Annotated in this window: 16 protein-coding genes; 12 read left to right on the top strand and 4 right to left on the bottom strand. The window is 67.5% G+C overall.

The annotated features are described in order from the left end of the window. Positions 1-77: 77 nt before the first annotated feature. Together AB0F17_RS21810 and AB0F17_RS21805 are read right to left on the bottom strand one after the other, a co-directional pair. A complete protein-coding gene (locus AB0F17_RS21810; protein WP_358025572.1) occupies positions 78-2,915 on the bottom strand; it encodes a glycoside hydrolase family 2 TIM barrel-domain containing protein in 2,838 nt (945 codons plus the stop codon). Between the two features lie 87 nt (positions 2,916-3,002). Next, positions 3,003-4,283: a glycoside hydrolase family 43 protein gene (locus AB0F17_RS21805; protein ID WP_358025570.1), complete on the bottom strand. Its 1,281-nt coding sequence runs from the start codon at positions 4,281-4,283 to the stop codon at positions 3,003-3,005. 113 nt (positions 4,284-4,396) lie between these two features. Here AB0F17_RS21805 and AB0F17_RS21800 point away from each other — a divergent pair, with 113 nt between their 5' ends. The 8 genes from AB0F17_RS21800 to AB0F17_RS21765 all read left to right on the top strand — a co-directional run bounded on the left by AB0F17_RS21800 (position 4,397) and on the right by AB0F17_RS21765 (position 14,148). After that, positions 4,397-5,923 carry an alpha-L-arabinofuranosidase C-terminal domain-containing protein gene (locus AB0F17_RS21800; protein WP_358025568.1) on the top strand — a complete coding sequence of 509 codons (1,527 nt, stop codon included), beginning with the start codon at positions 4,397-4,399 and terminating at the stop codon, positions 5,921-5,923. 120 nt (positions 5,924-6,043) lie between these two features. Beyond that, positions 6,044-6,967 carry a family 43 glycosylhydrolase gene (locus tag AB0F17_RS21795; RefSeq protein ID WP_358025566.1) on the top strand — a complete coding sequence of 308 codons (924 nt, stop codon included), beginning with the start codon at positions 6,044-6,046 and terminating at the stop codon, positions 6,965-6,967. A gap of 20 nt (positions 6,968-6,987) precedes the next feature. Further along, positions 6,988-8,235, top strand: coding sequence for an extracellular solute-binding protein (locus AB0F17_RS21790; protein WP_358025564.1), 1,248 nt, complete (start codon positions 6,988-6,990; stop codon positions 8,233-8,235). Between the two features lies 1 nt (position 8,236). Continuing rightward, complete coding sequence (locus AB0F17_RS21785; RefSeq protein WP_358025562.1) at positions 8,237-9,178, top strand: sugar ABC transporter permease; 942 nt, start codon at positions 8,237-8,239, stop codon at positions 9,176-9,178. Beyond that, complete coding sequence (locus AB0F17_RS21780) at positions 9,175-9,996, top strand: carbohydrate ABC transporter permease (protein WP_358025560.1); 822 nt, start codon at positions 9,175-9,177, stop codon at positions 9,994-9,996. The genes AB0F17_RS21785 and AB0F17_RS21780 overlap by 4 nt, the downstream gene beginning before the upstream one ends. A gap of 20 nt (positions 9,997-10,016) precedes the next feature. Next, positions 10,017-11,030, top strand: a complete 1,014-nt coding sequence (locus AB0F17_RS21775) for a LacI family DNA-binding transcriptional regulator (RefSeq protein WP_358025558.1) — start codon at positions 10,017-10,019, stop codon at positions 11,028-11,030. Positions 11,031-11,910: 880 nt separating this feature from the next. Next, complete coding sequence (locus AB0F17_RS21770; protein ID WP_358025556.1) at positions 11,911-13,044, top strand: methyltransferase domain-containing protein; 1,134 nt, start codon at positions 11,911-11,913, stop codon at positions 13,042-13,044. 90 nt (positions 13,045-13,134) lie between these two features. Further along, complete coding sequence (locus tag AB0F17_RS21765) at positions 13,135-14,148, top strand: LacI family DNA-binding transcriptional regulator (protein ID WP_358025554.1); 1,014 nt, start codon at positions 13,135-13,137, stop codon at positions 14,146-14,148. Between the two features lie 70 nt (positions 14,149-14,218). Here the strand turns inward: AB0F17_RS21765 and AB0F17_RS21760 are convergent, their stop codons facing one another. Together AB0F17_RS21760 and AB0F17_RS21755 are read right to left on the bottom strand one after the other, a co-directional pair. Further along, positions 14,219-15,259 carry a medium chain dehydrogenase/reductase family protein gene (locus tag AB0F17_RS21760; protein ID WP_358025552.1) on the bottom strand — a complete coding sequence of 347 codons (1,041 nt, stop codon included), beginning with the start codon at positions 15,257-15,259 and terminating at the stop codon, positions 14,219-14,221. A gap of 114 nt (positions 15,260-15,373) precedes the next feature. Continuing rightward, positions 15,374-15,886 carry a TetR family transcriptional regulator gene (locus AB0F17_RS21755; protein WP_358025550.1) on the bottom strand — a complete coding sequence of 171 codons (513 nt, stop codon included), beginning with the start codon at positions 15,884-15,886 and terminating at the stop codon, positions 15,374-15,376. A 472-nt stretch (positions 15,887-16,358) separates the two neighbouring features. Here AB0F17_RS21755 and AB0F17_RS21750 point away from each other — a divergent pair, with 472 nt between their 5' ends. Genes AB0F17_RS21750 through AB0F17_RS21735 form a run of 4 tightly spaced genes read left to right on the top strand, consistent with a single transcriptional unit; the run spans position 16,359 to position 21,047 of the window. Beyond that, positions 16,359-17,639, top strand: a complete 1,281-nt coding sequence (locus AB0F17_RS21750; RefSeq protein WP_358025548.1) for an extracellular solute-binding protein — start codon at positions 16,359-16,361, stop codon at positions 17,637-17,639. 48 nt (positions 17,640-17,687) lie between these two features. Then, on the top strand, positions 17,688-18,641 hold the full coding sequence (locus tag AB0F17_RS21745; protein WP_358025546.1) for a sugar ABC transporter permease: 954 nt from the start codon (positions 17,688-17,690) through the stop codon (positions 18,639-18,641). Next, complete coding sequence (locus AB0F17_RS21740) at positions 18,638-19,477, top strand: carbohydrate ABC transporter permease (RefSeq protein WP_358025544.1); 840 nt, start codon at positions 18,638-18,640, stop codon at positions 19,475-19,477. The genes AB0F17_RS21745 and AB0F17_RS21740 overlap by 4 nt, the downstream gene beginning before the upstream one ends. A gap of 10 nt (positions 19,478-19,487) precedes the next feature. Further along, complete coding sequence (locus tag AB0F17_RS21735) at positions 19,488-21,047, top strand: DUF4038 domain-containing protein (protein WP_358025542.1); 1,560 nt, start codon at positions 19,488-19,490, stop codon at positions 21,045-21,047. The last annotated feature ends 41 nt before the right edge of the window (positions 21,048-21,088 follow it).

Genomic DNA, 21,088 nt, shown 5'->3' with positions numbered 1-21,088 from the left:
TGCATGCCGCCGTGCGACCATCCTCAAGACCCGCAACCCGAAGATCCCGCAATCTGTGACAGAGCGGATCCTGACGCTCATCCTGGCGTCGAGAAGGCCAGGGAGGACTCCGCCGGGGCCGCGTGCAACTGGTGGCGGGGCAGGACGCCCGGTCCACAGGAGGCGGAGCCCAGGCCCTGCTGGGCCAAGTCGAGGTTGACATGGACGGCGTCGCCGGGGACCAGGTCGGTACGGTGGCGAGCGGCGTCGAGCTGCTCGGTGGTCCAGCGGCGTGCCGTGAGCCCGAAGCGGCCCTCGACGCGCAGGCGGGGCAGGCCGGGGCCGCTCAGCTCGGCCCACCGCACGTCCTGGCGGTGGCCGTTCTCCTGCGGGAACACGTACGGCGTCTGCATCTCCTCGATCGTCGCGGTGTAGCGGCCGATGCGGGCGGCGCGGGCGCTGTCGGGGTAGGACTCGCCGGGGCCCGGGCCGTACCATTCCGCGGCGGTGATGCCGGCCGGCAGAGCCAGGCGCACGCCCAGGCGAGGGAGCGGGAAAGGCCAGTCGCCCTCGGGCCGCGTGGTCAGGCTGAGCAGGAGGCGGTCGCCGACGGCCGTCCAGGTGTAGGTGGCGAATACGGCGCGGTCGTAGGAGGCGGCCGCCACGCGGGTGCGCACGACCAGCGCGTCGTCGAGGTGGTCGATGCCGAGCAGCCGGTGGCGGAGGCGGTGCAGGCCGGCAGTGCGCCAATGAACCGCCAGCTCCCGCGACCCTCCGCCGCGTTCGTTGTCGGTCGGGGCCCGCCACAGGTCCAGCCGGGGTCCCTCGACGTCCAGGCCGCCGATGGCGACGAGCCAGCCGTCACGGCCGAAGGTCCCGTTGCCCAGCCGGATCGTCCCGGCGTGCGCGGTGGGACGGTGCGGTGGCGCAGCCGTCGCCTGTGACACCTGGGTCCTCCGCGCCGGCGTCTGGGACGCGGGTTGGGGGGCCGGGGTGATGGGGATCTGACCCCAGGCGATCTCGTGGCCCGCCTCGGCCCAGCTCGCGTTCGCAGCCAGCACGGCCCGCACGGTCAGCCAGGTCTCGGCGCGCGTGGCGGGCAGCTCGGGCAGCGCCACGTCGGCCGATTGCCCATGACGCAGCGACGGCACCTCGAGGACCCCGTGCGCGACGGGGACGCCTTCCTCCTCCAGCGTCCAGGTGAAGGTGAGATGGGACAGGTCGCGGAAGTCGTACAGGTTCGTGACGCGCAGGCCGTCCTCAATCCTGACCGGCTCGACAACCTTCTTGAACTCGAGCAGGCCGGGGGAGGGTGTGCGGTCGGGGAAGACGAGGCCGTCGCAGACGAAGTTGCCGTCGTGCCGCTCCTCGCCGAAGTCGCCGCCGTAGGCGTAGCCGTAGGTGTCGTGGGCGATGCCATGGTCGATCCACTCCCAGACGAAGGCGCCCTGCAGGCGGGGATAGCGCTCGAACAGCTCCTGGTACTCGCTCAGCGCACCGGGACCGTTGCCCATCGCGTGGGCGTACTCGCACAGGATGAAGGGCAGCGTGAGCCGGTGCGCGTTGACCTCGGGGTCGGCGACGGGCTCCTCCTCGTACTTGCCGATCAGCTCCAGCTCATCGGGGTCGGTGTACATGCGGCTGTGGATGTCCGTGTACGGGCAGTCCCAGTCGTTCTCGTAGTGGATCGGCCGCGACGGGTCGCGCTCGCGGGCCCATTCGGCCATCGCCCGCAGGTTGTCACCTTTCCCGGCCTCGTTGCCCATCGACCAGATGATGATGCTCGGGTGGTTCTTGTCCCGTTCGACCATGCGGGCCACCCGGTCCAGGTACGCCTCGCGCCAGCGCGGGTCGTCGCTGGGGTTGCCGCGCCAGTCGATCGTGTAGAAGCCGTGCGTCTCCAGGTCGCACTCGTCGATCACCCACAGGCCGTACTCGTCGCACAACTCCAGGAAACGCGGGTGCGGCGGGTAGTGGCTGGCGCGGACGGCGTTGACGTTGTTCCGCTTCATCAGCAGCACGTCGGCCAGCATCGTGGCCTCGTCCAGGGTGCGCCCGGTGCGCGGGTGCCACTCGTGCCTGTTCACTCCGCGGAACAGCACCCGCCGGCCGTTGACCTTGAGCAGGCCGTCCTCGACGACGACCGTGCGGAAGCCGATCCGCAGTGCCACGGTCTCGCCGTCGGCCCGCACGAACGCGTCGTACAGCCGGGGGGTCTCCGCCGACCACGGCTCCACCGGCATCGTGTACGGCCCCTCGGCGGGCACGCCGTCCAGGCCGAGCTCCGGCACGGTCAGTTCCGCGGGCACGGACGTCTCGACGCGCAGTTCCCCGAGCCCGGTGCGGTGGTCGTAGGAGGCGTGGACGAAGACGTCGTCCAGCACCGGGCGCTCGATCAGCACCACATCACGAAATATCCCGGACATCCACCACATGTCCTGGTCTTCCAGGTAGCTGCCCGCCGACCACTGATGCACCCGGACGGCCAGCACGTTCCGCCCCGGCCGCAGGATCACGTCGAACTCCGACGGCAGCCGGCTCCCCGTGGTGAAGCCCAGCTCCACGCCGTTCAGCCAGACCTTGAAACACGAGTCCACGCCCTCGAAGCGCAGCACCGCGTGCTCGAACGGCGCCTCGAACTCCAGCCGGTAGTCGCCGGTCGGGTTCTCGTCGGGCACGAACGGCGGATCCACCGGGAACGGGTAGTCGTGCCCGATGTAGGCGGGGGCACCGTACCCGTGCAGCTGCCACAGGGACGGCACGGACAGCTCATCCCAGCCGGCGAAGTCCGCGTCCAGCGGCTCGCCCTCGGCGGTCGGCGAGAGCCGGAACCGCCAGGTGCCGTTGAGTGAGAGACTCGGCCGGTCGGAGATTAGCGCCGCCCTGGGCGGTCGCCGCCCGGCTCCGGGCAGGAAGGTGTTCAGGTAGTCGGTCATAACTCTGCACCTCGGGGTCGTAGCGAACCTTTTCCAGGAAGGGCGCGGAGCAGGCAAAGGGGCTGCTTCGCGCGCGCCGTCGCCGGCTCAGCGCATGAGCGGAGAGGCGGCCAGCCGCTCCCACTCGCTGACGCGCAGGGGCAGGACGGCGCCGTGCTTGGTGTTGGGCGGGATATCGGTGTCCTCGGCCGGTACGCGCCGCCATCGGTCGGTGGCGGGGTCGGCGTTGGTGAACGGGACGTACCCGTGGAAGTCCGCGCCGAAGTGGTCGGCGAACAGCAGCCACTCGTCGCCGGTGTTGCACGGGAAGATCAGCGGTCCCTCATAGGGGTGGTGTCCTCCCGTGGCGCGGAAGGTCAGGCCCGAGCCGATGCGTTCCCACTGCCGCGCGGGCGTGCCGAGGGCAGGCGCTCGCTCGGCGAAGATGTCACCGAGTGGCTGCCCCTGCTCGTCGGTGACGCCCTCGACGACGCCTTTGACGAATCGCACATAGCCGCCGGCCGTCTTGGCGATTGTCGCGTCGAGCAGTCCGCCGCCCGAGAGCGAGGGATCGAGATCGGGGTCCATCCAGACGTGCGGCTTGGTGAAGTGCCAGAAGTCCCTCGTGTACGCCCCGAGGATCTTCGACTGCGGCACGTGCGTACGGTCCGAGGTCTCGTACAGGCAGGAGGTCCAGTGCACGAAGTACGCCTGCGCCGCATCGTCCCAGATCGCCTCGGGTGCCCAGGTCATGCCGGCGGCTTCGCCGGACACGCGGACGTGCCGCTGCTCGCCCCAGTCGAGCAGGTCGTCGCTGCGCCAGATCTCGATGTGGCGGCTGCCGTCGCGCACGGCGTCGGCCCAGTCCGTCGTGTGGACGTGCAGGTCGGTGGCCACGATGAAGAAGCGGTCGCCTTCCGGCGAGCGGACGATGTGCGGGTCGCGCAGGGCGCCGGTGCCCTGCCCGCTGGTGAGCACCGGCCGGCCTTGGTTCATCCGCCTCCAGCGCAGAGGGTCGTCGCCGTCGCTGAGGGAGAAGTAGATCTGCTCGCCGCCGTCCTCGCGGCTTTCCACGAAGTGGACCAGCAGGTAGCCGAACAGCGGTTCGGGCTCTGGCAGCGGCGGAACGCTTACGATCTGATCCTGCCGCGCGCCGTCGGCACCGACCGTCAAGGTGACCTCGACGGGCAGGCTTTCCGCGCCAGGACGCCGTACGCGGCCCTGAGGACTGATCACGTCGGGATGCGACGAGTCCCACGCCAGGGCGCTGCCGTCGATGTCGTCGGGCAGGTGGAGTGCGCCCTTGACCTGCCTTCCCGCCGAGAGTTGCCGATCGAGAATCTGTGAGGCCGACCGCAGGGCCTCCGTGCCGGGAACCGTGTTGGTCATGTTGCGGGGTTTCCCTTGTCTCTGCAGCAAAGGATTTGTAACGTTACATGCTCGACATGGGTAGTGCTAGATGCCGCCCTCACCTCTTCATCCTTCGAGGAGATCGTGACGCCATGACTTCTTCCGCCTCCGTCGCCGTTGATCGCGCCGCTGTGGTCGCCCCGGTACGTCGCCGCCTGTTCGGCGGGTTCGTCGAGCATGCCGGGCGTGGCATCTACACCGGTCTGTACGAGCCCGGCCATCCGACTGCGAACGAGGACGGCTTCCGCACGGACGTCATCGAACTCGTCAAGGAACTCGGCGTGACGACCGTGCGCTACCCGGGTGGCAACTTCGTCTCCGGCTATCGCTGGGAGGACGGCATCGGCCCGCGCGAGCACCGGCCCCGCCGCAGGGACCTGGCCTGGCACGTCACGGAGACGAACGAGGTCGGCATCGACGAGTTCGCCCGCTGGGCGCGGCTGGCCGACAGCGAGATCATGCTCGCGGTTAATCTCGGCACCCGCGGCATTCAGGAGGGGTTGGACCTGCTGGAATACGTCAACGGCCCGGTGGGGACGACCCTTGCCGACCTGCGTGCCGCCAACGGCAGCCCCGACCCTTATGGGATCACGATGTGGTGCCTGGGCAACGAGATGGACGGGGACTGGCAGCTCGGCCACCTGTCCGCCGAGGACTACGGCAAGCTCGCGGCCAGGGCCGCCAAGGCGATGCACGGCGCCGAGCCGGGACTGGAGCTGGTCGCGTGCGGCTCGTCGTGGACGGGGATGCCGACCTTCGGGGAGTGGGAACGGGTCGTGCTCGAGCACACCTACGACCAGGTGGCGCTCATCTCGTGCCACGCCTACTACTACGAGAAGGACGGTGACCTCGGCTCGTTCCTCGCCTCCTCCCTGGACATGGAGCATTTCATCCGGACCACTGTGGCCACCGCCGACCACGTCAAACACAAGCTGCGCAAGACCCGGAGCATCGGGATCTCCTTCGATGAGTGGAACGTCTGGTACCAGGGCCGCCCGCCGACCGAGTCCGAGGCGGCGGACGCCGCCCGCATCGAGGCGGGTGCATGGCCGGTCGCGCCGCGCCAGCTCGAGGACCGGTACTCCGTGGCCGACGCGGTGGTCGTCGGCAGCCTCCTGATCACGCTGCTCAGGAACGCGGACCGGGTCGAGTGCGCGAACCTGGCGCAGTTGGTGAACGTGATCGCCCCCATCATGACCGAGCCGGGCGGGCCGGCCTGGCGGCAGACGACGTTCTTCCCGTTCTCGGTCACCGCGCACCTGGCCACCGGGGTCGTGCTCGCCCCGCGGATCCAGGTCGACGGTTACGAGAGCGCCCACGGCACCGCGCCGCTCGTCGACGCGGCGGTGACGTTCGACGAAGCCGCCGGCTCGGCGGCGATCTTCCTGGTCAACCGCGACCTGGCCGAATCGCGGACCGTGACGATCGACGTCACGTCGCTCGGGCTCACGACGGTCACGGAGGCGCTGACGTTGCACGACGACGACGTGTACGCCAAGAACACCCTCGACGACCAGACCCGCGTCGGCCTGACGAAGAACGACTCCGCCACGTCCGCCGACGGCGTGGTGACGGTGACGCTGCCGCCGGTCTCCTGGACGGCCCTCGCCCTCTCCTGAGGTCACGGCCTCCCGGGCAGCCTGATGAGGGCCCGGTAACACGGTATTGACAAGCAGTGATATTTATCGATAAAAGTTTTATCGATAAAAGCGACATTCGCCTAAGGAGTGGACACGTCCATGTCTGATGACGCCCGGGCCCGCCTCGCAGCGGATGGCGCGCCGTCCGCTGAACGGCCCTCGGGCCTGGGCCGATGGCTGGCCGACCCGTCCCTCGTGGTGGCGGACGGCCGCTACTGGCTCTATCCGACCAGCGACGGCCACCCCGGCTGGGGATCGGCGAGCTTCTCGGCGTACTCCTCGCCCGACCTGGTCGAATGGCGCGACGAGGGCGAGGTGCTCCGGCTCGGCACCGACGTCTCGTGGGCCGCGCGCCACGCCTGGGCGCCGGCGATCCTCGAGCGCGACGGCGCCTTCTACCTCTACTACACCGCCGAACAGAACATCGGCGTCGCCCGCGCGAGCGCCCCCACCGGGCCGTTCGAGGACCTCGGGCGGCCGTTGGTCGCGGCGGGCGACTACCCAGGGGTGGCCATCGATCCGTCGGTGTTCACCGACGACGACGGCGTGACGTACCTGTACTGGGGCAACAGCGTCGCCCACGGCGTCCCCCTGAACGACGACCTCATGTCCTTCGATCCGGAAAGGGTCGTCTCCTGGGTGCCGACCGGCTTCCGCGAGGCGGCCACCGTGCACCGCCACCACGACCGCTACTACCTGTCCTGGTCGGAGAACGACACCCGCGAACCCGACTACCGCGTCCGCTACGCCGTCGGAACGGGCCCGCTCGGCCCCTGGGAGGACCGCGGCGTCCTGCTGGAGAAGGACACCGAACGCGGCATCCTCGCCACCGGCCACCACACGGTCCTGCGCGTGCCCGGCACCGACGCCTGGATCGTCGCCTACCACCGCTTCGCCATCCCGGATGGAGACGGAATCCACCGGGAGATCATGTTCGACTGGCTCGTTCACCGCCCCGACGGCGATCTCGAACCGGTCACCCCCGCGCGGACACCCATCCGCGCGCCATTCCCCCCACGGTAACGAGCTCAGAGAGGTGAACGATGTCCCTGCTCAGAACATCGGCACTCAAAAAATCGGCCGCCATGCTCGCGCTGGCCGCCCTCGCGCTGGCCGGCTGCGGATCCGGAGGTGACAGCAGCGGCGGCGGGAAGACCAAGCTGAGCTTCTTCTCCTGGGACGGTGAGCAGACGATGAAGCCGCTCATCGCGGCCTTCGAGAAGCAGAACCCGAGCATCGACATCGAGTTCTCCAACGCCCCGCCCGTGGCCGAGTACATCTCGACGCTGCAGACCCGGCTCGTCTCCGGCACGGCGGCGGACGTGTTCGTGATCGCGGCCGAGAACAAGACGAACCTCCTCCAGGGCGGCTTCGTCAAGGACTTGACCGGCAAGCCGTTCATGGCGAACATGTCCAAGTTCAACACCGCGACCTACTCCGCGGACGGCAAGGCCTACGGCATGTCGATCTCGTCCTGGGCCGGCGGCATCCTCTACAACAAGGACCTGCTGGCCAAGGCCGGCGTCACCGAGGTGCCCACCACGTGGTCCGACTTCATCGCGCTGTGCCAGAAGCTCAAGGCGGCGGGCATCACACCGTTCTACGAATCGGCCACGGCCCTACCGATCACCGTTGCGGCCCTGGTCGGCGCGGAGAACGCGCGCCAGGGCGGCGACGTCGACGCTCAGATCTTCGCCGACGGCAAGAAGTTCGGCGACCTGTGGGACGGGCCCCTGACGACCTACAACCAGCTGTTCACCAGCGGCGTGATGAGCAAGAACGTCGTCGGGCTGGCGGGCCAGCAGATCGTCGACGAGTTCGCGGGCGGCCGCGTCGCCATGATCACTGCGGGCCCATGGGACGTCCCCACACTGCGTCAGAAGGCGCCGAACCTGAACATGGCCTTCACCGGCGTGCCCACCCCCGACGGCAAGCCGTTCTGGGCCGGCGCCGCCTCGCCCGGCTGGGCCATCAACGCCAAGACCCAGCACGAGAAGGAGGCTGAGGCGTTCCTGACGTACCTCGGCAGCAAGGAGGGCGTCGCGCTGTTCAACAAGCAGTCGGCCGCCATGACCACCACCTCCGATGTCAAACCCGTGATCGACAAGGTGCTGGAGCCCAACCTCCAGGCGCTCAAGGACGGCGCCTTCTACCTGCCGCAGATCGCCTGGCCGCGCTCCCAGGACGCGCTCAACACCGAGGCCATCGCCCAGCTCCAGCTCATGATCCAGGGCCAGGCCAAGCCCGCGGACGTGGCCACCGCGCTCGACAACCGGCTGAAGGCCGGCTGAGGTGACCGCACTCGGCAGAAGGGCGCCCGCACCGACAGGCGCCCTGTCCTGGCTCATCTCGCCGAAGAGGCTCGAAGGGCTGCGGCTGCAGGCGTTCATGGCGCCGATCGGGATCGTGTTCGCGGTGTTGTTCGCGATCCCGCTGGCCCAGTCGCTCTACTTCAGCGTCACCGACTTCAACGGCTACTCGACGGACGTCAACTTCATCGGGCTGGAGAACTACCAGAAGATCTTCACCGACCCCTCCATGCTGGCGGGGCTCGGGTTCACCCTGGTGTACGCGATCGGCACCACCGTGATCATCACGGTCCTGGCGATCCCGCTCGCCGTGCTGCTCAACCGGCAGTTCTTCGGCAGGAACGCGGTGCGGGCGGTCTTCTTCTTCCCGGCCATCCCCAGCATCGCCATCCTCGGCCTGGTGTGGGGGTTCATCCTCTCGCCGCTCGGCTCGGGCGCGCTCAACTGGCTGCTGAACGCGGTCGGCGGGCTCGGCCCCGTTCCGTGGCTGTCGGACGGCACGCTCGCGCAGCTGTCGGTCATCCTGGTGGCGGTCTGGTCGTTGACCGGCTGGCACGCCATCCTCTACCTGGCCTACCTACAGTCGATCCCCGGCGACTACTACGAGGCGGCGCGGGTGGACGGCGCCTCCCGGCGGCAGGCGTTCTTCCGGATCACGCTGCCGCTGCTCGCACCGGCGGTCACGATCAGCTCTCTGCTGCTGATGACCGGCGGGCTGAAGGTCTACGACCTGCCCTACACCCTCGCCAAGGGCGGCCCCGGCTACGCGACCTTCACCATCACCCAGTCGATCATCCAGAGCGGCATCGCGCAGGCCAAGTTCGGCCAGGCCTCCGCACTGGCCGTGGTCTTCATGCTGATCGTGGGGGCGATCGTGGCCGTCCAGCTGGTCCTGTCCCGCCGGCTCGAAGGACGCCTGTCATGAGGGAGAAGCGTTCCTCGCCGCTGCTCAGCCTGCTCATGATCCTGGCCGCCTGCATGGTCGGCGTGCCGTTCTACTACATCGTCGTCAACACCTTCAAGACGCAAGCCGAGACGGCGGCCTCGCCGCTCGCGCCGCCGACGAGCCTGTACCTCGACAACTACGTGCGGGTCTTCGAGAGCACGCCCATCCTGCACGCGTTCCTCAACACCCTGTACGTCACCGTCGTCTCGATCGTGATCATGCTGGCCATCGGATCGATGGCGGCGTACGCGATGCTGCTGCGCACCACTCTGGTCAACCGGGTCGCCGGCGTGCTGCTCGTGATCGCGTTCCTGGTGCCGGGACAGGCCACGCTGATCCCGGTCTATCGCATCATGGTGGGGCTGCGGCTGGTGGACAGCCTGGACGGGCTCATCGTCCTGTACACGGCCGGCTCGATCTTCTGCTACTTCCTCATCCAGGGCTACCTTCGGGCGTTGCCGATCTCGATCTTCGAGGCGGCCCGCATCGACGGCGCCGGGCCCTGGCAGATCTACTGGCGGATCGTGCTGCCGCTCATCCGCCCCATCCTGATCACGGTGGGCGTGTTCCAGACCATGTGGATCTGGAACGACTTCATCACTCCCAGCGTGTTCATCAGCACGCCCGAGAAGCAGACGCTGGTGCTGCAGGTCTACAAGGCCGTCGGACAGTTCAGCGTGGACTGGCCGGCGTTCATGACGCTCAGCGTGATCGTGCTGATCCCCGTTGTGATCTTCTTCATCGCGATGCAGCGTCATATCGTCAACGGGCTGCTGCAGGGCAGCGTCAAGGGCTGAGGCCGTGAAAGGATGTCGAGGTGGTGACGATACAGGACGTGGCGAAGGCCGCCGGGGTCTCGGCCATGACCGTTTCCCACGTCATCAACGACCACCCCCACGTCAAGAGCGAGACCCGCGAGCGCGTGCTGCATGCCATCACCGAGCTCGACTACCGCGTCAACGTCGCGGCGCGCAACCTGCGCACCGGCCGCACCGGCACGATCGGGCTCGCCGTGCCCGAGGTCGACCGCCCCTACTACGGGCAGCTCGCCGCCGCGATCATCACGGCCGCGGCCAAGCGCAACCTCAAGGTGGCGATCGAGCAGACCGGCGCCTCGCGCGAGGGCGAGCTGGACGCCCTGTCCCTGTCGCGCAACCGGCTCTACGACGGGCTCATCCTCAGCACGGTCGGGCTCGGCCCGGCCGACACCGATCTGCTCAAGGTGGACTACCCCGTGGTCATCCTGGGTGAGCGGATCTTCGACGGGCCCGTGGACCACGTCGCGATGCCCAACGTCGAGGGCGCGCGGGTGGCGACCGCGCACCTGATCGAGCGGGGCTGCCGGCGCATCGCGCTCATCGACGGGCTGCAGAAGGGTGAGGTCGACGTCTCAAGCCTGCGATACTCCGGCTACCGCGAGGCTCTCGACGAGGCGGGCATCCCGTTCGACCTGCAGCTCGTACTCCCCATCGAGCTGCTGACCATGGAGCACGGCGCGGCGGCCGCGCGGCGGCTGGCCGACTCCGGGGTCGAGTTCGACGGCGTGATCTGCGTGACCGACACGGTCGCGATCGGCGCGCTGCGTGGCCTGGCCGACTCCGGGGTACGCGTCCCGCAGGACGTCAAGGTCATCGGCTTCGACAACATCACCGAAGGCGCCTACACCGTGCCGTCGCTGTCGTCGATCGACCCCGACCACGCGCTCATGGCCGGCACGGCGGTCGGGTTCCTGGTCAAGCGGATGGCGGAGAAGGGCAAGAAGAAGCAGGTCGCCCGCGAGTTCATCAGCCGCTTCTCCCTCGTCGCCCGCGAATCGACACTTGGCCGCTGACATCTACCGGGCCTCGGGCTCGACTACCGAGGCCCGGCGAGGTGCGTACAGTACGCGCTAAGAGGGTTGGTCAGTAGTAGAGATGGAGAGCGAATCGAGGACTACTCCCTTCGCACTTGTACTTTTCTGCCTGACCGCTGGTGACGGCGGCTTTTCCAACCGCTTGGCAAGTTGCGGAGGTGTTGTAGTAGCCCTTTAGATGCCACGACGCGGCATAGGCCGGTACGGCGGTAAGGCTCAAAGCAGCAGCCGTCACGGCAATAAGGCCGACCAACGCGTGTGCGGGCTTGCGCAGCAGACCGAGTCGCCCTCGGAATGGGTGTGTGAGGTTCGCAGCCATGATGTTTGCTCTCCGATACGTGAGGTTCTGTGCCGAAGCAGCGGTAAGTGCTTCTTGATCAGGATCACAGAAGGCACCACATAGAGACCACATCGGCACCACAAACCCGGGATCAGCTCCCCAAGGGGACAGGCGAGGCGGGGAACGCAGCCGCCGCCCTGCTCCCCATCCGCGAACGTGTGCTGGGCGCCGAGCACCCCCAGACCCTGAGTACCCGGAATCAACTCGCCGGGGCCCTGCGGCGCGAATGGGTTTATCCGCTAAATTCTCCTCAAAAAACAATGCCCACCGATCCAGCGCTTCTAGATTCCGCCATGCGACGCCGGCCCCTGTCGTAGACTTCATGCCGAGATGCTCTCCGAGTTTACTTCCGCTCTTTGACACCGCCGATGCGAAAAATCCGGCGCAATGGAAGGAGATTCCAAAGATGGGCAAGCATGAAGGCGACAAGCCATCACAAAAACCAGTCGAGGAGCCGAAGCCGAGCTCGGACGGTTTCCGCCCCGATCAACCCGGCCAGCACGAGAAGCCAGCGAAGAAATGAGCATCGGTGAGCGCATCACCGCCCTCACCGACCGGCTGACGGATCTGGACGACAAATGGCGGGACGCGTTTCACGCTGTGCCGCGCCACCTGTTCATCCCGGACAAGGCCTGGTGCCATCCTGACGACGGTCCCGGGTTTCTCATTGACCGTACGGCCGACCCCGAGATGTGGCTGGACGTCGCGTACTCCAACGCGTCGATCGTCACGCAGATCGACGACGGCGCTACCGACCTGGAGCGCGGACAAGGCGACTACACCTCCTCGACGTCCGCACCAGGCGTGGTCGCGGCGGAGCTGAAGCTGCTCGACCCCTATGACGGGGATGAGGTCCTGGAGATCGGCACGGGCACGGGATGGACGGCGGGACTGCTGGCGAGTCGCCTCGGTGACGAGAGCGTAACCAGCATGGAGATCGATCAGGTCCTTCTCGCCACAGCCACCGAGCATTTGCAGCAGGCCGGACTTTCCCCCCGGCTGGTTCTGGGCGACGGCGCCGAAGGCTGGCGCGAAGGAGCGCCCTACGATCGCGTCCATGTCACGTGCGGCGTACGCGAGGTGCCGTACGCCTGGGTGGAACAGACCCGGCCCGGCGGTGCGATCGTGGTCCCTTGGATGCCCCGCTGGGCCGGGGGGCATCTGGTCAAGTTGATCGCGGTCGGAGACGGCACGGCCGTGGGGGGATTTCACAGCGGGGTGGACTTCATGCTGCTGCGGTCCCAGCGCTGGAGCCGTCCCCGGCTTGAGGAGGTCTACCGAAAGTCGACGACCTACCTCGATCCCCGCAGAGTGGTGCGCTCTTCCTATGGAGCGGAGGTCGCCATCGCGGGAATGCTGCCGGAGGTGTGCGGTACGCACGAAACCCAGGACGGCGGGGAATTCCATCTGTCGCTATGGTCAGATGATTCCGACGCTCAGGTGCACTATGCCCCCGATTACAAAGGCGTAGCGATACTACAGCGCGGACCGCGTGGTCTCTGGGATGAGCTGGAGGCCGCCTATCTTCAGTGGGTGTCGTGGGGCAGCCCGCACAGAGACCGGTTCGGAATGACCGTCACCCCTGAAGGCCAGCATATTTGGCTCGACTCTCCAGACCGCTCGCTCTCCGTCCCCATGAACTTCGGTGAGTGACCACTGGATGAGGGCGGATGTGATCGTTAATTCAGAGGTCATCCGGCTGGCCACACCTTAAAGTGGGTGTCGGGTGTTGGAGAGGAATCGATGCCGAGCAATCCCGGGCGTACCACGCTGGCCACCGTCGCCGCCTCGGCCGGTGTGTCCGTGGCCACAGTGTCCAAGGTGCTCAACGGTCGCTCCGACGTCGCACCGGCCACTCGTTCGCTGGTGCAGTCTCTCCTGCTGGAACAGGGCTACGTGCCGCTCGCGTCACGCCGGAACCAAGCGCAGGTGACGGCCACGGTCGAGCTGGGAGTGGACGATCTGTGCGCCTACTCCACCGAAGTCATCAAGGGCGCGGTCGAGGCCGGAGCCGAGTTGGGCGTCGCGGTCGTCGTCACCTATATGAAGGAGGCGGCCGGCGTGGGCGTCTCCTGGGCTCGCGACCTGGTCGTGGCCGGGCGTCGAGCGATGATCACCATTTCCAGCGTGCCGACCTCGGCCCAGCTCGCCGCGCTGTCCCAGGCCCGCATCCCGGTGGTCGTCGTCGATCCGCTGAACCTGCCGGACACCCCCGTGACCAGCGTCGGCTCCACGAACTTCACCGGCGGCCTGTCCGCCACCCAGCATTTACTGGACCTCGGCCACCGCCGCATCGCCTATCTCGGCGGCCCCGCGACTTCGACCACCAACCAAGCACGCATGCATGGCTACCGCGCCGCCATGGAGGCCGCGGGTGTGCCCGTACCCACCGAATATGTCCGCACTCCGGGCTTTTGCTATCCCCACGGCATGAAAGAGGGAGCCGTCCTGCTCGACCTGGACCCTGCCCCGACGGCCATCTTCGCCGCCGGCGACGAGAGCGCCTTGGGCGCCATACAGGCCGCCAGGGCCCGCGGACTGCGTATCCCCGAAGACCTCAGCGTCGTCGGCTTCGACGACACCGAGATCGCCACCATGACCTCGCCGCAGCTGACCACCGTACGCCAGCCGTTGCGCGAGATGGGCGCGGTCGCCCTGCGCACCGCGCTGCGCCTGGCCGCCGGCCAGAAGATCGCATCCAACCACATCGAACTCGCCACCGAACTTGTCGTACGCGGTTCGACCCTCGCCGCCTGACTCTGGAAACGCCCGCGCTCGGCTCTCCAGACCACCGGACGTACGCGCCCTCGCCGCCGCAATGGTGCGGTCAGGGCAGCAGGATCACCTTGCCGTTGAGCGTGCGGGATTCGGCGAGGGTCAGCGCGGCGGCCACATCGTCGAGCGGGAAACGCGCGGCGATGTTGGCCTTCAGGCTCCCATCAGCGAGCAGCGCGAACACGTGTCCCAGGTCCTCTTCGAGGTGCTCGCGGAACCGGACCGGCCGCCTCTTGTGCCCTGCCCACAGATCGTAGAACGACGCACGGTGCCCGTTCGGCAGCGCGTTCCACAGCAGCACCTGGCCGAGGGCTTTCATGAACGGCATCACCAGGCCGCCGGTGCTGCCGACCCCCGCGATGATGGCGTAGCAGACAAGAGCCCCTCGCGGTGCCAGCAGCCCGTACGAGACGCGCGTCATAGGCCCGCCGATGTTGTCGAACACCGCGTCCACACCCCGGGGGGACAGCTCTCTGACGCGGTCGGCGAGGTTCGGATCGGCGTAGTCGACGGGTTCGACCCCGGCTGCTCTGAGTGCGTCGTGGTGCCGAGGGGACGCTCCCCCGATGACGCGGATTCCCGCGTGCTGTGCCAACTGGATGAGGATTCCGCCCACGCCGCCGTTGGCGCCGTGGACGAGGATGGTCTGACCGGGCTTGACGCGCGCGGCTCGGTGCAGCATCTGCCATGCGGTCACTCCGTTGACCACGACGGTCTCCGCCTCTGCCGGATCGATGCCGGCCGGCACGATGACGCTGTCGCGTGCCTCGACCACCGCATGACTGGCCCAGCCGCCGGTCTTCGTCAACGTCGCGACCCTTTTGCCGACGAGCGACACGTCCGCCTGAGGGCCGACCTGAAGAACGGTGCCGACTAAGTCGTATCCGGGGACGAAGGGGAACTTCGGCTGCCCGAAGTAGCGGCCGCGGCGCATCGCTTGCTCGGCGTACGAGATGCCCGTCGCCTCGACGGCGACCAGGATCTGCCCCAGCCCCGGGGCGTCCAACGGACCGGTCTCGATCACCAGGCCCTCGGGCTCCACGAGTCCGGGCAGAACGACCCTCTTGGCCACGGTAGGTGTGTTGGCGTTCATCGGAAGCTCCTGTCTGTAAGTTACTGATTGATCAGTCACATGATTGGGCGAAAAGAGCGCGCCGCGAGTTGGCGGCGCATTTTGCAGGGGACGTTACTGGTGGAAGGCCGCGCGTCAGTGGCTGATTCCGGCGCTCACGGTGCGCGCCCAGCTCTCGTCGACGGCGCCGAGGTCGGCTTGGACGATGAGGTGGCAGAGCTGGCCGTACGCGATGAAGCGTTGCACCGCGCTCGGGTCCGCACCGGACACCCTCGAGACCGCGCTGACGACTCTCGCGACCCCTCGGCGAACGGCGTCCCGGATCTCCGGAACGTCGCACGCGCTCTGGGCGTGCACCTGCAACATGATCAGATTTCGATCGCGAATCAACTCCACGTACGCGGCCGACATCGCGGCCAGTACGCCGTCGGGGGCGGAAGACTCCGCCGCCTCCCCGCCCTTGACGAGCGCGCCGGCGACCTGCTCGTAGCAGTGATCGACCGTCGCGATGAAAAGTCCGAGCTTGCCAGGGAACAGGCGGAACACGTAGGCGGGCGACACCTCCGCCGCCTCGGCGACCTCGGCGACAGGAGTGGCGTGGTAGCCGGCGTGAGCGAACACCGCCACGGCGCGCGACACGATCTTCACACGCTGGTCCTCGGCGGTGGATCGGGGCGCACCAGCCGCGGAACGAACGGGATCTGGCGTCATGTGACTGATTGAACACTCACAACCTGGAATCGTCAAGTCGCGGTGACGGCGTCCGAGGATCCACGGGCTTCGTTCGGCAAGCATCGACATCACCGCCTCCACGACATGTGAATATATATTCCATATCGACTAGACATAACCTAGACGCTACGACCGCCGACTGATACGTGTCAACGAGGGGCGTTGATCGCTTACACGCCGCCTCCTTGACGGGCGCATGTCGCCGACGTTACTTTCGGCTGAATAGCAAAGCGGCATTGAATAGATATTCACACACTGCTCTCGCGCCCACGATGGTCCTCCGGACCAGCGGAAACGTTGCACGCCGACGTCGACGTACCCGAGCGCGCCTCACGAGTCGCTACCGAATATCCGACAACGCTCCTCTCCCCTGCTCTTGGAGACGCACATGAACATCCCGACGAAAGCCGCGGCGCTGGCAGCCTCCGTGCTCCTCCTGACCGCTTGCAGCGGCCGCGTGCAAGACACTGCTGCGACCAGCGGGGGCGGGGGGCAGGTCAAGCTGAGCTGGTGGATGGTCACGCAGAACGCCGACACGGCGGGCGCCGCACTGAAGTCGATCATCGCCGACTTCGAGAAGCAGAACCCGAACATCAAGGTGGATCTGCAGTACCGAGCCGTGGACGCCCACAAGGACGCGCTGCGCACCACGGCCGGCAGCTCCTCGGGTCCGGACATCTACTACAACTGGGCAGGACCCGGTCTCGGGGGTGAGCTGGTCAAGTCCGGCGTGAGTCTCGACCTCAGCAAGTACTACCAGCAGTACCAGTGGAACAACCGCTTCAACGCCGCCACGCTGTCCGCGTTCACCCAGTACGGCGGCCATCACGGCATCCCCTGGACGCAGCGGACAGAGGTCGTCTACTACCACAAGGACCAGTTCGCCAAGGCGGGCATCAGCGCACCGCCCACCACCTACCAGGAGTGGGCCACGGCGGCGCAGAAGCTCAAGGACGCGGGCCTCACGCCGATCTCCATGGGCGGCAAGGACAACTGGCACGTCATGCGCCTGCTGGACACCTTCATCGAGACCAACTGCGGCGCCGAGCTGGGCGACAAGCTCAACACCCGCGCGACGAGCTGGGCCGGCCAGCCCTGCGTCGACAAGTCCTTCGAGCAGCTCAAGCAGTGGTCCGCCAACTACTTCAACAAGGGCTTCGCCGGGCTGCCGGCGGCCGAGGCAGGCGCCCTGTTCAACTCCGGCAAGTCGGCGATGCAGCTCGAAGGCGACTGGTTCACCCAGCAGAACGCCGACGCCGGCGACGATCAGAACAACATCGGCGTCTTCCCGATGCCGACGGGCACCGGCCGGCTCTACGGCTTCTTCGAAGGCATGTACATCAGCAAGAGCAGCAAGCACCCCGACGAGGCCGCCAAGTTCCTGGACTACCTCTCCTCCGCGCCGGTCGAGGGGAAGTACCTGGGCGTCTTCTCCTCCTTGCCGGTCAACAAGGAGAGCAAGCCGGCCAACCCCCTGCAGCCCATCAACGCCCAGATCGCCCAGCTCACCGGCCAGGCCAAGGGCTTCTTCCTCAACAATGACCAGAACTTCCCGACGGACGTGACGACCGAGTACTGGCGCATCCAGAACGGGGTCACCAGCGGCTCCATCGCGCCCAAGGAAGCCGGCGCGCTGCTGCAGAAGTTCATGGACACCCACAAGAACTGACCTGTCAGGCCCCACCGGCACCGAACAATCAACCGACAAGGAGCGGCCATGGCCACCGTGTCCACCGCCCCGGCCACGCCACGCCCCACCGATCATCGCCCTCACCACCCCCGACGAAGACGGGGGAAGATGCCGATCCTGGGGGCGCTGCCATTCCTGGCTCCGGCCTTGGCGCTGTACGCGGTGTTCCTGCTGTTCCCCATCGTCTCGGCCGTCTACCTGAGCTTCATGCGGTGGAACGGCTTCCCCACCGTGCCGCAGGTGTGGGCAGGGCTGGCCAACTACCGGGACATCCTCACCAACGACACCGTCTTCCACACCGCCCTGCGCAACAGCCTCATCTGGGTGGTGCTGTCGCTCATCGTGCCCACCGTGCTGGCCCTGCTGCTCGCCCTGGCCCTCAACCGCAGGCTGCTGGGACGCAACCTGCTGAGGTCGGTGTTCTACATCCCCGCCGTACTCGCCTCGATCGCCGTGGCGACCATGTGGACCTGGATGTACAACCCGAACTCCGGCCTGGTCAACGGGACGCTGACCTCGCTCGGCCTGTCGTCGTGGATTCAGGACTGGCTCGGCGACCCGCAGATCGCGCTCTATTCGGTCTTCGTCGCCTTCATCTGGCAGACCACCGGTTTCTCCATGGTGCTCTTCCTGGCCGGGCTGCAGACGGTGCCCGTCGACCTGGTAGAGGCGGCCAAGCTCGACGGCGCCTCCGCCTGGCAGACCTTCCGCAACGTCACCCTGACGGCTCTGCGGCCTACCTTCACGGTCGTCCTGGTCCTGACCGTCATCAGCTCGCTGAAGGTGTTCGACCTCATCGTCGGCATGACCAACGGCGGCCCCGCCCAGTCCAGCCAGGTCCTGGCCCTGTGGTCCTACAGCCAGTCGTTCATCAACCACAACTTCGGCGGCGGCAACGCCCTCGCCGTCGTCCTGCTCCTGATCACCTTGGCGCTCGTGCTGCCGTACCTGATGTGGACCCTGAAGGAGGACGAGCGATGACCGCTGTCCGCCGTACCAACTACCCCCTCATCGGGCTGTGGATCGCCTTGGTCATCAGCGCGTTGATCTGGCTGGCACCGTTCGCCTTCATGGTCTTGACGTCGTTGAAGTCCACCGCCGAGATCGGCCGCGGCTCCATCTGGGCCCTGCCGGAGGTGTGGCACTGGGACAACTACGCCAACGCCGCCGAACGCGGCGAGCTGTGGACCGTTGCCGCCAACAGCGCCTACATCGCGCTCATCAAGGTGCCGCTGGGTCTGCTGGTGTCGGCCGCCGCCGCCTTCGCGATCGCCCGGCTGCGCTTCAAGCGACATCGGGCCCTGCTCATCGTGATCACCCTGGGGTCGATGGTCCCGGTCCAGGTGGCCCTCGCCCCGATGTTCACCACGCTGTCGAGCATGGGCCTGCTGAACTCCACCAACGGCATCATCCTGCCCTATCTCGCCTTCGGCATCCCGTACCAGGTGTTCTTCCTGTACGGGTTCTTCCGCTCGCTGCCGCACGAGCTCGACGAGGCCGCCCGCATCGACGGCTCGGGCAACTGGCGGCTGTTCGTGAGCGTGTGCCTGCCGCTCGCCAAGCCGGCGCTGGCCGCCCTGTTCATCCTGGACTTCGTCGCGACCTGGAACGAGTACGGCATGGCCCTGGTATTGCTGCAGGACCAAGAGGCGCGCACCGTGCCGCTGGCGCTGCAGGCCTTCCAGTCGCAGTTCGCCTCCAACTACGGCCAGCTCAACGCCTTCATCATCATGTCCATCCTCCCCGTTCTCATCGTCTACCTGATGTTCCAGCGATTCTTCACACAAGGCGCCCTGGCCGGCGCCGTCAAGGGATAGGAAGCCTTCCATGGGCGAGATGACACGTGTCGGCGGAGCCTGGCGCGAAGCGGAGATCACCCTCACCGCCTCCGCCGACATCCCCGACGTCTACACCGGTGTAAACGTCTGGGCCGACTTCACCCACGACAGCGGTCTCACCCTGCGCCGGCCCGCCTTCCACGACGGCGGCCGCACCTGGCGTATCCGCTTCAGCTCACCGCTGCCGCACGGGCGTTGGCGGTGGACGTCCGAAGCGTCCCTCGACGACCCCGGCCTTCGCGGGGCGACCGGGTTCGTCGAGGTCGAACCCGGCGGCCCGGCGACGAATCGTTTCCAGCGCCACGGCTTCTGGACGATGTCACCGGGCGGACGCAACCTCGTCCACACCGACGGCACCCCGGCCATCCTCGTGGCCGACACCGCCTGGGCGCTGCCCTGGCGGGCCACCGAGGAGCAGGTGCGCGTCTACGCGGCCGACCGGCACGCCAAGGGCTTCAACGCGGTGCTGCTCATGTCCGTCCAGCCCGACATGCGCGCGGTCGGACCGCGCGACCGCACCGCCGACACCGGGTTCGACATCGCCTTCGAGGACCTGCCCACTGGCCACATCAACGCCCTCAACCCCGCCTACTTCCAGTACCTGGACCGGCTGCTCGACATCCTCATCGAGCACGAGATCGTCCCCGTGCTGCAACCGGTCTTCCAGGGCTTCGGCTGGAAGGGCTTGGACGTGGCCGGGACCGTCGTCCCGCCCGCCGAGTACGCCCGCTACTGCCGCTACCTGGTGGCCCGTTACGGCGCCCGTCCCGCGATCTACCTGGTTGGAGCCGACGGCTCCGGCCGTGAACCGCAGATCCCGGCCGGCGGCGCCGAAGTCCACGAGTGGGACTGCTACGCCCAGCCCACCGGCATCCACTACCGCCCTCATGGCGACAACCGCGCCTGGCAGGACGCCGAGTGGCTGGACTTCCAGTGGTGCCAGACCGGCCATGGCGGCGAGCATGTCCCGGAGCGGGTTGCCGACATGTGGCGCAACACCCCCCTCAAAGCCGTCGCCAATGGCGAGCCGACCTACGAGCAGACCCGCTCGGCCGCCAATGCCGCCGGTTGGTGGCAGGGCCATGAGGCGTGGAGCAACCTGTGCGCGGGAGGCACCATGGGCGTGGTCTACGGTGCCGCCAACATCTGGCAGTGGAAGCTGCACGACGGCGAACCCGGCCACGAACCGTACTTCCTGGCCCCTTCCGGCGGCTGGCGCGACTCCCTCGACTTCGAGGGATCCACCTACGTCGGCCTCCTCGGCAAGATCCTCGACGGCCTGCCCACCACCGACATGGAGCCGGACTGGCAGACCTTCATCAGCCCGCGAACTCTGGGCGTACCTGGCCGCCTGCACGTCGTCTACCAAGAACACGGCGGCGCTCTCCGCCCCAAGGGCGAGGACGGGCTGCCCATCGCCTACCGGGTCGTCGACCCCCGCACCGGCGACATTCTCGCCACCGGCCGCCGGTCACCGGGCGAACCGATCGAGGACGACTGGCACACCGCACGGATCGTCATCTTCCACGACGACGAACCCGCCTCTTAGCCGGGCGTATACCCACCCCCCACCAATCGCTCCTATTGACG

Source organism: Nonomuraea sp. NPDC026600, assembly GCF_040638335.1.
GTDB lineage: Bacteria > Actinomycetota > Actinomycetes > Streptosporangiales > Streptosporangiaceae > Nonomuraea.
Note: the sequence above shows the minus strand (reverse complement) of the source record. Positions and strands in the feature narration are given on the sequence as shown.

Excerpts from the sequence above, each read along its gene's own strand:
- AB0F17_RS21770 (WP_358025556.1), top strand. The coding sequence starts at position 11,911 with ATGAGCATCGGTGAGCGCATCACCGCCCTCACCGACCGGCTGACGGAT.
- AB0F17_RS21750 (WP_358025548.1), top strand. The coding sequence starts at position 16,359 with ATGAACATCCCGACGAAAGCCGCGGCGCTGGCAGCCTCCGTGCTCCTC.
- AB0F17_RS21810 (WP_358025572.1), bottom strand. The coding sequence starts at position 2,915 with ATGACCGACTACCTGAACACCTTCCTGCCCGGAGCCGGGCGGCGACCG.
- AB0F17_RS21735 (WP_358025542.1), top strand. The coding sequence starts at position 19,488 with ATGGGCGAGATGACACGTGTCGGCGGAGCCTGGCGCGAAGCGGAGATC.
- AB0F17_RS21780 (WP_358025560.1), top strand. The coding sequence starts at position 9,175 with ATGAGGGAGAAGCGTTCCTCGCCGCTGCTCAGCCTGCTCATGATCCTG.
- AB0F17_RS21760 (WP_358025552.1), bottom strand. The coding sequence starts at position 15,259 with ATGAACGCCAACACACCTACCGTGGCCAAGAGGGTCGTTCTGCCCGGA.
- AB0F17_RS21740 (WP_358025544.1), top strand. The coding sequence starts at position 18,638 with ATGACCGCTGTCCGCCGTACCAACTACCCCCTCATCGGGCTGTGGATC.
- AB0F17_RS21795 (WP_358025566.1), top strand. The coding sequence starts at position 6,044 with ATGTCTGATGACGCCCGGGCCCGCCTCGCAGCGGATGGCGCGCCGTCC.
- AB0F17_RS21745 (WP_358025546.1), top strand. The coding sequence starts at position 17,688 with ATGGCCACCGTGTCCACCGCCCCGGCCACGCCACGCCCCACCGATCAT.
- AB0F17_RS21800 (WP_358025568.1), top strand. The coding sequence starts at position 4,397 with ATGACTTCTTCCGCCTCCGTCGCCGTTGATCGCGCCGCTGTGGTCGCC.
- AB0F17_RS21790 (WP_358025564.1), top strand. The coding sequence starts at position 6,988 with ATGTCCCTGCTCAGAACATCGGCACTCAAAAAATCGGCCGCCATGCTC.
- AB0F17_RS21805 (WP_358025570.1), bottom strand. The coding sequence starts at position 4,283 with ATGACCAACACGGTTCCCGGCACGGAGGCCCTGCGGTCGGCCTCACAG.
- AB0F17_RS21765 (WP_358025554.1), top strand. The coding sequence starts at position 13,135 with ATGCCGAGCAATCCCGGGCGTACCACGCTGGCCACCGTCGCCGCCTCG.